Annotated in this window: 16 protein-coding genes and 1 other RNA gene (1 of these 17 cut by a window edge); 7 read left to right on the plus strand and 10 right to left on the minus strand. The window is 46.5% G+C overall.

The window, feature by feature from the left end; genetic code table 11:
- A protein-coding gene (locus LFX17_RS12090; RefSeq protein WP_238746892.1) for a patatin-like phospholipase family protein crosses the window boundary here: on the plus strand, positions 1-667 show its 3' portion. 314 nt of this gene lie to the left of the window's left edge; the window shows 667 of its 981 coding nt (coding positions 315-981); its start codon lies off the left edge, out of view; the stop codon is at positions 665-667.
- A 45-nt stretch (positions 668-712) separates the two neighbouring features.
- Here LFX17_RS12090 and LFX17_RS12095 read toward each other — a convergent pair whose 3' ends face one another.
- On the minus strand, positions 713-1,174 hold the full coding sequence (locus LFX17_RS12095; RefSeq protein ID WP_238730481.1) for an acyl-CoA thioesterase: 462 nt from the start codon (positions 1,172-1,174) through the stop codon (positions 713-715).
- A gap of 329 nt (positions 1,175-1,503) precedes the next feature.
- On the opposite strand from LFX17_RS12095, the gene LFX17_RS12100 reads away from it, so the two are divergent.
- Entirely contained in the window at positions 1,504-1,869 is a 366-nt protein-coding gene (locus LFX17_RS12100) for a hypothetical protein (RefSeq protein WP_238730482.1), read from the plus strand.
- 79 nt (positions 1,870-1,948) lie between these two features.
- On the opposite strand, the gene LFX17_RS12105 is transcribed toward LFX17_RS12100, so the two are convergent.
- Entirely contained in the window at positions 1,949-3,751 is a 1,803-nt protein-coding gene (locus tag LFX17_RS12105; RefSeq protein WP_238730483.1) for a methyl-accepting chemotaxis protein, read from the minus strand.
- Positions 3,752-3,942: 191 nt separating this feature from the next.
- Positions 3,943-4,791 (minus strand): sigma-70 family RNA polymerase sigma factor, encoded by an 849-nt coding sequence (locus LFX17_RS12110; protein ID WP_238746894.1) that lies wholly within the window; start codon positions 4,789-4,791, stop codon positions 3,943-3,945.
- A gap of 159 nt (positions 4,792-4,950) precedes the next feature.
- Here LFX17_RS12110 and LFX17_RS12115 point away from each other — a divergent pair, with 159 nt between their 5' ends.
- Positions 4,951-5,385 (plus strand): universal stress protein, encoded by a 435-nt coding sequence (locus tag LFX17_RS12115; RefSeq protein ID WP_118966370.1) that lies wholly within the window; start codon positions 4,951-4,953, stop codon positions 5,383-5,385.
- Positions 5,386-5,392: 7 nt separating this feature from the next.
- On the opposite strand, the gene LFX17_RS12120 is transcribed toward LFX17_RS12115, so the two are convergent.
- Positions 5,393-5,956 carry a SelL-related redox protein gene (locus tag LFX17_RS12120; protein ID WP_238730485.1) on the minus strand — a complete coding sequence of 188 codons (564 nt, stop codon included), beginning with the start codon at positions 5,954-5,956 and terminating at the stop codon, positions 5,393-5,395.
- A gap of 73 nt (positions 5,957-6,029) precedes the next feature.
- Between LFX17_RS12120 and LFX17_RS12125 the strand changes: the two genes are divergently transcribed.
- Complete coding sequence (locus tag LFX17_RS12125) at positions 6,030-6,749, plus strand: TerC family protein (RefSeq protein WP_238746896.1); 720 nt, start codon at positions 6,030-6,032, stop codon at positions 6,747-6,749.
- Here the strand turns inward: LFX17_RS12125 and LFX17_RS12130 are convergent.
- From LFX17_RS12130 to rnpB, 3 genes are all read right to left on the minus strand, one after another.
- On the minus strand, positions 6,736-8,097 hold the full coding sequence (locus tag LFX17_RS12130) for an Ntn hydrolase family protein (RefSeq protein ID WP_238746898.1): 1,362 nt from the start codon (positions 8,095-8,097) through the stop codon (positions 6,736-6,738). The genes LFX17_RS12125 and LFX17_RS12130 overlap by 14 nt on opposite strands.
- Before the next feature lie 105 nt (positions 8,098-8,202).
- Positions 8,203-8,625 (minus strand): acyl-CoA thioesterase, encoded by a 423-nt coding sequence (locus tag LFX17_RS12135; protein WP_238746900.1) that lies wholly within the window; start codon positions 8,623-8,625, stop codon positions 8,203-8,205.
- Between the two features lie 293 nt (positions 8,626-8,918).
- Positions 8,919-9,313: RNase P RNA component class A (rnpB, locus tag LFX17_RS12140), an RNA gene on the minus strand.
- A 127-nt stretch (positions 9,314-9,440) separates the two neighbouring features.
- Here rnpB and LFX17_RS12145 point away from each other — a divergent pair.
- The 3 genes from LFX17_RS12145 (at position 9,441) to LFX17_RS12155 (ending at position 11,371) form a co-directional block, all read left to right on the plus strand.
- The gene (locus LFX17_RS12145; RefSeq protein ID WP_118957742.1) at positions 9,441-9,890 is read left to right on the plus strand and encodes a tetratricopeptide repeat protein; all 450 of its coding nucleotides are present in this window, start codon (positions 9,441-9,443) and stop codon (positions 9,888-9,890) included.
- Positions 9,891-10,079: 189 nt separating this feature from the next.
- Entirely contained in the window at positions 10,080-10,367 is a 288-nt protein-coding gene (gene hpf / locus LFX17_RS12150) for a ribosome hibernation-promoting factor, HPF/YfiA family (RefSeq protein WP_010574237.1), read from the plus strand.
- 62 nt (positions 10,368-10,429) lie between these two features.
- Positions 10,430-11,371 carry a tetratricopeptide repeat protein gene (locus tag LFX17_RS12155; protein WP_238730489.1) on the plus strand — a complete coding sequence of 314 codons (942 nt, stop codon included), beginning with the start codon at positions 10,430-10,432 and terminating at the stop codon, positions 11,369-11,371.
- Positions 11,372-11,825: 454 nt separating this feature from the next.
- Here the strand turns inward: LFX17_RS12155 and LFX17_RS12160 are convergent, their stop codons facing one another.
- The 3 genes from LFX17_RS12160 to LFX17_RS12170 all read right to left on the minus strand — a co-directional run bounded on the left by LFX17_RS12160 (position 11,826) and on the right by LFX17_RS12170 (position 13,436).
- Complete coding sequence (locus LFX17_RS12160; RefSeq protein WP_135781255.1) at positions 11,826-12,386, minus strand: LIMLP_12425 family protein; 561 nt, start codon at positions 12,384-12,386, stop codon at positions 11,826-11,828.
- A gap of 5 nt (positions 12,387-12,391) precedes the next feature.
- Entirely contained in the window at positions 12,392-12,994 is a 603-nt protein-coding gene (locus LFX17_RS12165) for an RNA polymerase sigma factor (RefSeq protein WP_020986867.1), read from the minus strand.
- A gap of 82 nt (positions 12,995-13,076) precedes the next feature.
- Positions 13,077-13,436 (minus strand): PilZ domain-containing protein, encoded by a 360-nt coding sequence (locus LFX17_RS12170; protein WP_238746902.1) that lies wholly within the window; start codon positions 13,434-13,436, stop codon positions 13,077-13,079.
- Positions 13,437-13,452 lie beyond the last annotated feature (16 nt).

The raw sequence follows: 13,452 nt of genomic DNA on the forward strand, positions 1-13,452 counted from the left end.
TCCTTTCAAAGGGAAGACGGTTCTGGATCAGGAATATCTAATAGACTTTATCTTCGGCGAAAAATACCGACTCCCGTCAGAAAATTTCGACAAGAAGGAAGCGCCTCCTCTTTACGTGGCCGTTACCAATCTTGCAAAACTCCAAACGGAATACATCAAAGCGTCCGCTGCGAACGCGCTCAACCTTTTGAAAGCGGCGACTTCTCTTCCGATCGCTACGCGAGGAAAATGGAAACTCGACGGTCAATTTTACGGGGACGGCGGAATCGCGGACCCGATTCCGGTGGAGAAGGTGATCGAAGCGGGATATAAGGATATTACGGTTGTCTTAAATACCAACGAGAACGAATTTTCGGATCCGATCTCTAAATTTTCCGGTTGGCTTGCCTATCCTTCCAACAACAAACTCAACCATATGATTACGAAAGTGCATCACACGATGTACAACCGCGCGATTCAGATTCTCAAACATCCTCCGAAGGACGTTAGAATCCAAGTGATCTCCCCTGCTCGCCAAGAACTTTCGATGGTGACCACAAGCGCCGAAAAACTCACACGCTCCATCAATCGCGGCATCGACGCGGGTTTCAAAGCGGTCGCTTCGATCAAAGAAGAATTCTCCCATTTCAAAACAAAATTGAAAGACAAAGGCTGGAAAATTCTTTAATCGGATCGGATTCGAAAAACCCGAATACGATTCGATGATCAATTTCTAATTGAGCACGGTGGACGCAGGATTGATCGCTTCGATTCCGATCTGTGAAAACGGAACGGGCTTTCGTTTGTGTATGTCCATAAAAAACCAATGTGCCACGCAAACGGCAACGAGCTTTCCGTCCGAAAGACGATACGCATACTGATCGTGAAAGGCTTTTATCTTTCCCTCGAATCGAATCTTGGATTCGATTCGGATCCTCTCCGGATACGTAAGTTCGTTTTTATATTCCAATTCCACCTTCGTAAGAACCGGGCTGATTCCGAACTCTTTGAGCAAGCGGTTCATATCGACTCCCGATTGAACCATCGCCCTGAATCTCGCCTCGTCGAAATATCCTAAAAACACGATATTGTTTACGTGTTTGTTTTGATCGATCTCCTGCCAACGTACTTCCGTAAAGTATTCCTGTTTACGAAAAAGCAGCGGTTCTTCCGGGGTTACATTCGAGTTCTGCATTGAATGGGCTTTCCTTTCGATCGACGTTGATCTCTTTTTCTGAAAGAAACAACAAAGACCGTAAAACCGCTTGCTCACGATTGAGAACAAGTCCGAACGATTCGTTCCCGAAAAGACGTCGTTTATTCCCGTAACTTGTCGCTTGATTCCGTTCGACTACGGACCGTTTTTTCGCACAAAAATCGAAACGGCGAAGATATATGACAGGTTCGGACAACTACTTTAATAATATAGAATATTCAATCTTCAAAAAATATTTCTTATGGGCGATTCCGTTTTACCGCGGCGGAAGATTCGTGAGACTGAACAAAAACTAAAGGAGATTTTTTATGAAAGCAAATTGGATTCGGATTCGAAACGCGGCTACCGTCGGATCGGTGGCGGCCGTCTTGGAAGGTTTTTTGATCTTTTTTGCGGACCCGAACGCTTCCCGCTGGATCTTGATACAATCGATGTTGTTCTGGTTTTCCTGCGGCTTGATCGTAAGCGTGGCGGAGATCGGACTTCCGAAATTTTTATCCTCCGTGTTATTGACGGAACTTTTGAATCTTCCCTGGTTTATCGCCTTAGTGGTGATTCCCGGAAATTACGGACATCTGATCCCGTTGATCGTAGCCAGTTTGATTTTCGGAACCGTAATTGGAGGACTGAATCTTCTCTTAAAAACGCCGCAACCCGACTTTCCGGAAACATAAAATTCGAACTTACGAATATTCTTATTTTTGAATTTATCTTTCCTTCTTTTCCAACCGGGCAAACGAAAAGGTGTCCTTTTTAAGTTTTGAAGAATTCCACTTCCGACTTGAGTTTTCCCGCCTGCGAATTCAATTGAATCGCGAGTTCGTCGATCTGCGTCACGACTTGATTTAAAAACTCGGTCGTTTCCGAAATCGATACGATCGTTTTGGAAAACTCGGTCGAAGTCTGCGCTTGTTCCTGCGTATGATTTCGGATCTCGTCGGAAGAAAGGGAAAGATCCGCAAACGCGGACTTAACTTGATCGCTCGCCGTTAATTGTGAATCGGATAATAATGCGACTTCGGACACTCGATCCAAAGTGGTCCCGACCGTTTCTCCGATTTTTTGGAACGCTGTCTGCGTGGACTCGATGACTTCTCTTCCGCTCTTTGTTGCGTTGAGCGCCTCGGTGATCGCGGACGTGATTCGTTTCGCGTTGTCCTGGGTTTGTTCGCCGAGTTTTGCGATCTCTTGCGCGACGACGGCAAAACCTTTTCCCGCTTCTCCGGCTCTGGCCGCTTCGATCGCGGCATTCAAAGAAAGTAATCCGATCCGATCGGTGATATCGCGGATCACATTAACGGTCGCACCCATCTTTGCCGTGCTTTCTTCGATCGCTTCCATCGCCTTTTGCGTTCCTCGGAGGGCTTCTTCTCCGCTTCTGGTTTCATCCTTCATACGATCGGCGTCGCCTTTGGTTTCCAACAAGGCCAAGTGAACCTGGCGGATTCTCCCTTCCAGCTCCGCGAGCGAAGACTGCGCTTTTTTTGCGATCTGCGTCTGGCTTTCCGCGCGGGAAGCAGTGGAATGTATCGAAGCCGCGATTTCTTCCACGCCAGAACTCATCTGTTCGGTGGAAGCGGCTTGATCCTGCATCTTCCTGGATAATTCCCTCGTGTTCTCTCCGAGCGATTTGGAACTTCCCGAAAGTTTTTCAGATTCGCGGACGACGCTCTTCACGATAATACGAAGTCGCTTAATAAATTCGTTCAAGGCTCGGCTGTTGGAACCGAGTTCGTCGCTCGAAACCATCGGAAGAACCTGTGTCAGATTCCCGTCCGACATTTCTCCGAAAATGCGGATCATGTTTTCCGAATTTCTACGGATCGTCGAGGAAAGCTGATACGAGGCTACTCCGACCGCGATGAGCATAAAAACGAGGGTGAGAATCAAAGGAATCGTAACGTCTCCGAGTTTGATCCAGCCGGAAGTTTCCTCGACCAACAGATATCCGAGGATGATGATCGGAAGCATCGCGATCGAGGAAATCGTACTGAAGATTCTCGCGTGAACTCCCACGGTTTTGATCTTGTTAGAATCGGTTTGAACCTCGTTCAGTCGATCGGATTCCAGAACGTCGACGAACATGGATTCCGTTAAAAAGAAATGCGAAACTCCTAATATAGGATAGATGATCGCGGGCAAAAACAAGAAAGGGATCGATTCCAAAACGGTCGGCTCGAAGAACAGGTGCATGACTCTCCAAGCGGCGAAAATTCCGTAACTCCACTGAACCACGTAGAAAACGGTGTTGTTTAAAGGAAAGTTGAGAATCCTCGTTTTGACATCGGACCGTTCCTTCGAATTGAGAGCGAACCATTGCTTGTCTTCCAAATTTTTCAGAAGTTTTCCGAGAATCATAAATCGAACGGACGGAACGACGAACGAGGTAAAAAGCGCGATCGTCGACGAGATGATCAAAGCGATCGACTGATCGAAATCGTATCCCCCAGCCGAAATGATGAACAACACCGCAAGCGGAACCGCCAATATCGAAGTCAATAATTCCAAACCAACGGTCAATTTCCATCGTAACTTACGGGATTCAAACTGATTCATTCTCTGCTCTTTTCCTAAAAATCGAAGACAATCATTCGGACTTGGACCCGTCCGATCCACACATTATCATCCGACGAAGGATTTTTTATTCGAATACGATTCAGCGAAGAATCGTATTGAAATTATTTTTTTCGCTCCGTATTCCAAAAAGCCCGCATTCTGACACAAAAATTACAGACGTTAAATCCGGATTAGGCGGCGTCCTTCTCCTCTTCGGAAACAAGAACGAAACGAAGATCCTTTCCCGAAAGAATTAAAAAATCCAGCGTCCGACGATACAGCCTCTTGATCACGGAATAACTCCAACCGAACCAGAACGAAATCTCCTCGTGCGTATAGATCGTTTCCGTTTTCAAAAGTTTTTTCCTCAGCTTTTCCTTGGATCGCAACAAAACATCCGCGGCTTCGTTTCCTTTTGAAAAAAGAATCTGTTGTTTGATTTCCATTCTTTCCAAAACGGCCAGCTCGCGCCTTCGCGCCTCGAACCGCTTTTCCATTCTTTCTTTGAGAAAATCACGGACGGAATTTCCGGACGCGAGGAGAACGCTTTTCAAAAGAAGAATATCCTGTCTCTCAAGGAATAGATTGTGTTTGAGCTTGAAGATCAAAACGCCTCTCGGATCGAAGCCTCGCAGCGTTTCGTTCAGAAAAATACGGTGTAGGGAGGCTTTCGTCTCGTAACCGGGCTCGTCCGAAATCCTGCAAGGAAGGTCGTTCGCCTCGAACGTAACGGCTTCCCGTCTGCGGAAGCGGATCTCCTTTTTCCACTGGTTCAAAACGAGATGTCTTAAGAACACGATCGCATACGCCGGAAAATTCCTGAATCCGCGCGTTTCGTACAATTCCGAAAAATATTCGATTTTTTGAATAAACTTGAGAAGAACTTCCGCCCTCCCGTCCTCGTCGAGAGAATATTTGTGAACGGCGATTCTCCGTATCCAAAACTCCGCCTGTTCGATCAGCGCCTTCGCGTTTCCCGTATTTTTATACGTTAAATAAGAATTTATGAATATACGATCCAATTCCGTTGTGTCTTGCATGGTCGGTAAAAATTCGTACCGATCCGCCGACGTCCAATTTTATTCATAAGGGAAGAATTCTCCGATTGATCAAAATCAAACCTTGAAAGCCTAAAATCCGTAATTTTTTGATTGGAAAACGCGTTCGAGAAGGATACACTCTTTGCGAAGAGAAACAATATGCAAAGATTCATCAAAAAAATTTTAGTCCCCGTGGACGGTTCGGAGAGTTCCAAAAAGGCGCTTGAGATGGGAATCGCGATCGCGAAAGCGGCGAACGCGAGTCTTACGGTTTTGGAAGTCGTGGAAGAATTCGGTCCGCTTCCGGGTTATTACGAAAAAGCTCCCGAAGGAAAGGACAGAGTGAAATGGATTTCGGAACAAAGATTCGAAAAAATCCATTCTCCTTTGGACGAATCGCCCGAAATCAAATGGGATCGTTTGGTTCTGGAAGGATATCCGGCCGACACGATCGTGGAAACCGCAGCAAAAGGAAATTATGATATGATTGTGATCGGTTCGAGAGGACTTTCCGCCGTGGGAAGATTTCTGGTCGGTTCGGTTTCGGATCGGATCGTTCATCACGCGACCTGTTCGGTCACGGTAGTTCGTTAAACACGAGTTAGGCGGGCATCACGTCGGGTCCGAATTCCGCGCCCGGCAGCAGAGTGACTCCCGGAATATTTTTCCAATCGGGATGATCTCCGATATGTCTGTATCGATGTTCCCAAACGATCCTGTCCCGAACGACTAAGAACACTCCGGGCATTTGCAGAGGATTGCTGCCCGGAATTCCGTAAAAATGTCCTTTGAACGTGGCCCTCGCCGTTCCGATCAAAACCTCGGGACCGGCGAGCTGAACCAAGTCCGCCGTTTCCAAACCGAGATCTTTGTAAAATTCCGTCTTCGCATCGGCGACGACGCTTGCATCCTCCCAAACCCCGGCAAAGAATTCTTCCGCATCCTTTACTTTTCCCGGAAAAAAAAACAATACCGGCGGAAAGGAAAGGCAGATTTCGGAAATCTCCTTGAGATCGTGGATCGCTTCGCGGCTGAAGATACAACCCGAATGACGTAGAAAAACCAAAAGACTCAGGCGGTGCGGCAGACAGGGAAGAATCGTCTTGCTCCTCAGATGAATTCCGACCGCTTCCCTTGTCTTGAAACTCTCCGGAAGAAATTCCATACTTCCAGTATGCCTTCTTAAATTTCCTTGTAAATCGATTGATTTCTTCGTTTTCGAAAAATTAATTGCAAGCATGGAATTACTCACACTCGATAAAGTCGCCGCCGTTTTGACCCTGACTTTGATGGAAATCGTTCTCGGAATCGATAATATCGTCTTTCTCTCCATCGTTTCCGGAAAACTTCCCAAGAACCAACAAAATCAAGCAAGAAACATAGGACTGATTCTGGCGCTCGGCTTTAGAATCGGTTTGTTGTTTGCGGTCAGTTGGCTCGCATCCCTGACCTCCCCTCTTCTGACGGTCGCCGATTTCGGAATTTCCGGAAGGGATTTGATTATGCTCGGCGGAGGTTTGTTCCTCATCGCAAAAAGTACGAGCGAGATTCACGGCAAGGTGGAAGGAATCGAAGAGGATGATTCCAAATCGAAAAAGGAAAAAATTTCTTTCTGGGGTGTGATCGTTCAGCTTATCATTTTGGACATCATCTTTTCCGTGGACTCCATCATAACGGCAGTAGGACTTTCCGGTCAATTTCAGGTGATGGTTGCGGCGGTCGTTTTGTCGATGGTCGTGATGTTGATTTTTTCGGGAACGGTCAGTGATTTTATCAACGAACACCCTACGATGAAAGTGCTCGCGCTTGCGTTTTTAATTATGATCGGAGCGATGTTGTTCGCGGACGGTCTTCACTTTCACATTCCGAAAGGATACGTCTACTTTTCGATGGCGTTCTCACTCGGGGTGGAACTGATCAACATGAGAATCAGAAAAGCAAGCGTTAAGAAATCCTAATCCCCGCCTTTTGATTCCAAATAGACCATTGGAGTCGATACAGAGGCGCGAACGCCTGTTGCACCTTACGTTTCTTGAGTTCGTGGATCAAATTCGCGTTCCACAACCGATATTCTTGGAGGGCCGTTCTCGCGGCCCGTTCGCTCAGTTGATCCAAGGCCTTGGAAGGGTCTGATTTTTTTTCGAGACTTTTCAATTCCTGAAACCATGTGTTTTCCAAGGAATCGATCTTCGGTTCCACCAGAGCTTTGGCGTCGGGATAAAACCTCTGAATCTCTCGATAGAATTTTTCGTGCGTCCACCAAAGGGAAGTGTCCAATGTCGCGCTCGGTTGTTCGAAATTCTTTTCTAAAAACGTTGTGCCCGGAAATCCCGCGGGAAGAAACAAGGAGATCGAAGGAATCGCCGTTCCCGTAAACCAAAAACGGTTCTGAGAGGTTTTCGGTTTCAACTCGGCCACAAAAGAAGCGGTCGTACCGTTAGGCGTAATCGGTCCGGTCGCGTGCAGACAAACCGAGCCCATGTCCGAGGAAGAAGGATAAAAACGTCCGCCGGCACTTCCCGGTTCCCCTTCCTGTCTGAGAATTTCCATCGCGGCCTTCGGATCTAAATTCCCTTTTTTGAATGTTCCCATCGAGGCAGTTCTCGCCCTTCTTACCTTACACTTGCTGAAAAAAGTGAAGAAAGAATCCGAGAACGCTTTGCGGAAAGAAAACGGTTCGCCGTGATTCGCCCAACCTTTTTGAACCGCGGTTTCGATCGCCGAGGGATGAATCGCGTCGTAATCGTTTTCCAACGTAAGCCCGTTGGAGATCGAATAAAATCCTTCGATCTTTTTCCAAGCCCAAAATTTTCCCGCGGTTTCAAGCACGAAGGCGTTTTGAAAATCCGCGATCAAAAAACTATTGTGATAGTAAAAGGACGAATTCGTATAACCGCCGCAAGCGTCTTGTCCGAATTGTTCGAGCAACTGAAGAATCGTTTCGCGCGCGGCTTCCGCGCTGTCGCTTCTTTCCAATGCAAGACGCAAGAGGTCCATTCCCGTCAGACCCTGATTCTTTTTTTCAAAAGGAATTTTCGTAAAGACCGCTTCGTTGCCGATGACGACCCCCGAAGCGTTCGCTCCCATCTCCGCTCCCCACATCTGAAACGGTTTGGAAAGAATCACTTCTCGTGTTTGTTTTATGCCGGGAACTTGGATGTATGTACAACGGGTTTGTTTTTCCCCGGTTCGAGGAAGAACGCGCAATAACGCCTGCGCTTCGTTCGGTTCGCGATCGGAATTCTTCCCGAAGATCATAGAACCGGTTCCGGTAAATGAAGGTGTGGCAACGAACGTATCACACATGATCCGCAGAAGTTCTTCGTTTTAAACAGAAAGGCAAGCCGTTTTTCGCCGGCGCGTTCTCCGGAATCCGAATTCGAATCACGGATTATAATTCGTTACGAATCGTTACGATTGTTGCTGAAAGAATAGATTCTTATAAATCTCCGGAAGCAAGGCCGGCTTCTGAGTTGCAAAGTTGAACCAAAGAAATTCTCCCTTTGCGGTCGCGACACAATCCCCTTCTCGATTCCACATCGTACAAGAGATATGAAACGACCGGGAAGTCACCGCGTCCACCTGCATCGTTATATCCAAAGTATCGGGATAACGAACCTGCTTTCTATAATCCACGTCGATATGAGTGATCACCGGTCCGCCCTCGGACGGACGATCGGGAGTGTCCCAAAGATTGAGGTCCGTAAAGTAATTGGCGCGGGCGTTTTCAAAATACTTTGCATAAACGACATGATTCACATGTCCGAACGCGTCCATATCCCCCCAAGCCACTTTCTGGTAATAACTGTATTGATAACGAATCGGTTTAGGCATAACGAGCGACCAAGTAACTTAGCAAACCCCTCTCTATGGATCGGCGCTTAGGAAGCGAGTTAGCCAAATGACAGCGGAGTGTTGGCATTCGGCTCTCAACAAAGTTGAGAAATCGAGCGTGCAACTTACTTCCCCTACTCAAACAGAGCAGAGCAACAAAACATTTCAACTGACGCCTATTCCAAATCAACTTCCTGATTCCTTCTCCATAGATTCAAAATTCTGAATGAAATCAAAACGCACTCTGCCGAAGTCGCTGCACTCCTTCAGCCAGACGCTTTTTTATGAAATCAAAACGCACTCTGCCTGTAAGCCGGATTCTGTCCTCTCCGTGAGGAGATGGATGACCATTTATCTTGCTCCGAAAGTTACCGATCGGAGTCTTTGCTCTCTACCCGCGGCCCCGCGGAAACGGCAAAAAGGCCGCCTATTTGAGATTGCACCCGGGAGGGTTTACCGTTCCCGATTCCTCTCGGAACCGGAGGTGGGCTCTTACCCCGCCATTTCACCCTTACCGCCGGATTCCCCGACGGCGGTATCCTTTCTGTTGCACTTTCCATACTCTTTGCTTTGAAATTGCTCTCAAAGTAAGAATTCCGGGCATTACCCGGTCCCGTGTTTCCAGGTGTCCGGACTTTCCTCACCCTTTTTGAAAACCAAAAAGCAGCGCGATCATCCGGCAGAATGCTTGGTTTCGACTATTTTAAAGGCTTTCAGTAAAACGAGAAAAAAAAGAAAGAATCTAAGAATCTCACCTAAATTCTGGCACGGCACTTGCATATATATAGACAGAACACTGGAACTGGGGTGATAAGATGAACAAGTTTGCAACAATTGCTCTCTTTTTAAGCATTTTTACCGGACTTTATGCAATGCCAGAGGCCCAAAAGGTCGAGGAAGAGCTTAATAAGTTTACACCAGAGAATGAAATCCAATTAGCAAATAAGCTAAGCGCGTTGGGAAGTCTGAAACAAAAAGTGAGAGACTACAACTCTGCGATCGACCTTTACAACCAATCTCTCACCGTTCGTGAGAAAATGGGAGAAAAAGAATCCGCAGGTTACGCGCTGGTTCTCTATCTCAAATCCATCTCCGAGTTCCGCCAAGGTAAATCCTGCCAAGCTCTCGAGAACATCAAAAACGTAATTTCCATTTATCAGAAAATCGGGGACATCGATTCCGCCCTGAACGCCGAGGAAGAAGCCTATAAAAAATACCAAGAAGCTTGTTCCATCCATATGGAGAATGTTGCGAACGCTCAGTAATCAAACACCGAGCCCACTAATTCATCCCATCTCTAGTTCTAACTGACTTGGCCCGCCCGAAAGGGCGGGATTTTTTTTGATTTGACTCTTCTCCTTTCAAGACTAACCTGAAATTCCGGATTTTGAAGTTTTCTGACTTCCATCGTCGTCTAAATTGATCCGGTATAAAAAAACAATTCGGAGCAGCCTATGAAAATAAACTATAACTGGAAGAACGTAGATCATTCGAAAGCGGCCGAGGAATACGCGGACAGCAAATTGGATCGAGTTTCCAAATATCTTCATACGGTTCAGTCTTTCGAGATCTCTTTTGAAATGATTCACGGAGAAGTCAGCGCCAATCTGAATCTCCACGGAGACGGAAACAAATTCAACGCACAAAATTCGAACAAGGATATCTACGCTTGCATCGACGGCTTGGAAGATAAGATCGTAAAACAAGTCAGCAAACATCACGATAAAAAAGCAACCCACTGATCCGACCTCAAATTCATCCGGTGGGAACTCCCGCCGGATCCAAGTGAAAGAATGAACCCTCCATGTCCTTTTCCAGAAAATTAGAAGAAGCGAATCAATACTTAAGCGACGGAGATTTCGACAAGGCACAAAAAAGTTTCGATTCCCTTTTGGCCGAAGAACCCGAACATCCCGAAATCGTCGCGGGATATTTCATCTCCTCGTATTGGGACAATCGTCTGGATCGGATTCACAACGCGAAGGAAGGAAGGGAAAGAAGCCATCTTCTCGTTCAATATTTCGCCGAATTTCAAAACGCATTCGAGCTCCGAAAGTTCACGGGAACTTCTTCTTTGCGTGCCGTTTCGGAATCGGTTTTATCCGAAGCCGTCGACCAGCTCAAGATTTCGGTTCAAAGGGAAGGTCTTCACTTCCAAGATCCTTCCGCGCTTTTGGGTTTGATCCGGGAACTCATCCGCTTCCGCGATTACCGCAACGCTCTTGAAATCTTAAATTATTCCTCTTCGGTGGAACGGAATTCTCCCGAGTTTTTATATCTGCGCGCTGAGTCCTTGTTTCAAACCGGAGAAGAACGAAAATCTCTCGTGCTCTTTCGAGAGGCGTTTCTAAAAGATCCGTCCGCCGCCCCGATCGCCGTTATCAAAGCGGAACCGATTCTTTTTTGGATCGAAAAATTAAGGGATTCGTATCAGGAAGAATCGGATTTGAAAGAAGTTCTTCCCGTCGTTTTGGCCGAGCAGGGAATCTTCGAGGAAACGAGAAATTATTCCGAAAAGGAAATGCTCGTATATTATCAAAATCTAATCCGTCTGAAGGACACTCTCAACTCGAGAAAGGATCTGTATGACTTTAAGATTCGCTGTAGAATTCTTCAGCACGCTTGTCTGATTCTGGACGTTTACAGAGGAATGCAATACAGCGAAATCTATCAGGAATCCAAGAGAATTCTGGACAGCGTAGATCCCGGCTTTTTTCAAAGAAGACAGGACGAAATCAAGAAATAAGTTCCGAGCGGTGTAAACGATCCGTTTGTCTTGTCGGTCGAAGTTTTGCCGTGGGAACGGGAAGTTTGTGGTAGTTCCTACGTTTATTTTACCGAGCGATTTCGGATGGATGTGGTAGTTCCTACGTTTTTTCCACACATAGCTCGGAAGACGCCAACGGCGTATGAGTTCCTACATTCGATCGGAGGATTTCAGAACAATCGGGTTATAGGAAGGAGTTCCCACACAAAAATCAGAGATCCAGGAGACGACCGTGCGACCAACTTGTTTGTGGGCAAAAGTTTTGCTGCGGGAAATTGCAGGAGTTCCCACATGATTCAGGACCAACGGAAATGTATGAGTTCCAACATAACCGCATTTCACGGCCAATCTTTCCAATGACTGAAGTGACCAGGGGAATCACGCCGCTTCCAAAAAAAGGGCGGTGCTGAAAAGAACCGACAACAACCCTTGTTTAGTTGTTGCCTTGCGTAAATTCCAGAATTTTATCCAGCTCTTCCACCATTCTCAGATCGCCCCGTTCGGAAAAATATTTCCGGAGAGAATCGATCGTTCTTCTGGCTTCGGCTGTGGATGGAATTTGTTTCAGAAGCGCTTTGTCGGCTTCGGACTCGAACGTACCGGAGGAAGGAATGTCTTGAAAGCTGCCCGCTTCGGATTGTCCGAACACGGTTCCGGCTCTTTCGCTTTGAATTCCATCGCCCGGATTTGCAAATCGGTTGTAGGTTACGAAGACGATTGCAAGCGCCAAAATGGCCGAAAAAGATAATTGCAGGCCGCGGTTTGCGACAACGTTTTCACGAATTTTTTCCCATCCGTTTTCACGTTCGGGTTGGATTGCCTTGAGTTGATTTTTCAATCGAACCTGGAAATCTTCGCTTAGATTTATATTGCGAAGTTGTTTGTCTCTGAGTTCGGACATCGTTTTCACAAGAGAATTTTCAATCTTGAGTAAATCACCGTCTTCCTTTCGCAGAAAAAGCGGAATCTTGAATTTTGACTGTAAACTTTTCATCTTTCTTACCTAAAGTATCCTTCACCCTTACCGTCTTGTAAAATCAAGTGCTTCAGGAACTCCTTCGCCTTAAAGAGTCTGCTCTTTACGGTTCCCACGTTGGTTCCCAAAACTTCGGCGATCTGCGCGTAGGACATTTCCTCGAAGTATCGGAGCTCGATCACCTCTTTGTAGAGATCTTCCAACTCGTTGATTTTGCTAATTAGATAGTTGGACTCATCACTAAGTTCAATTTTTTTTTCGAATCCTACACGATCGTCCGTTACCTGATATTCCTTATCGTCCATGGAATTCTCTTTAGCTCGTTTCCGTTTCGCTAACAAGTCCTTGGATTTGTTGACCACGATTCGATAAAGCCAAGTATAAACGCCCGATTCCGCCCGAAAGTTTCGAATGGATCGATAACCGGAGATGAGAGCGTCTTGTACGATATCCTCCGCATCGTCTCCGTCTTTTACCATCGAGATGGCCTTGCGATAGAGTCTTTCTCGGAACGGATTGACGAGCTGGATATAAGCCTCGTCGTCCCCTTCCTTGATCTTTTTGAGAAGGCCGATTTCGATCTCTCTTAAGGTGGGCTTTTTGGGAATGATTTGTTTTTGTTCCATGTGGTAGAAGGTGAATCCCTGATTCAAAGTTCTCCAAGGAAGCGGATATGGCAATCCGGAAACGTATGGAATCAGAAAGGAATCAAGGTTCCTGTAGAGAAAGATTGATCAAAACGAGGGTTTCGGTAAGAATCATCGGCACCCGAAATCTAAGACCGTAGACGAATCTCGATTTGTGATCGATGACTTCCGGTCCGGCCCAGACGATGTCGCCTTCAAACTCGAGACGTTTACCGGACTTCTTTTCGATCACGGAACCGTGAACCGGTTCGGCCGCGTTCAAGTCTTCGCCGTTTAAGATCAGGCAAATCCCCGTCTCGGAAATATTTCCTAATTTTGCGTGCAGAGTGATCAGACCGAATTCGATTTGTATGATATAGTCGGCATAACTACCCGGATAGTAGCGGTGACTTCTCGGTTGAGGATCGGGATTACCGGACATACAAAGATCAGGGTTA

Origin of the sequence: Leptospira sanjuanensis (genome assembly GCF_022267375.1) — a bacterium.
GTDB classification, from domain to species: Bacteria; Spirochaetota; Leptospiria; order Leptospirales; family Leptospiraceae; genus Leptospira; species Leptospira sanjuanensis.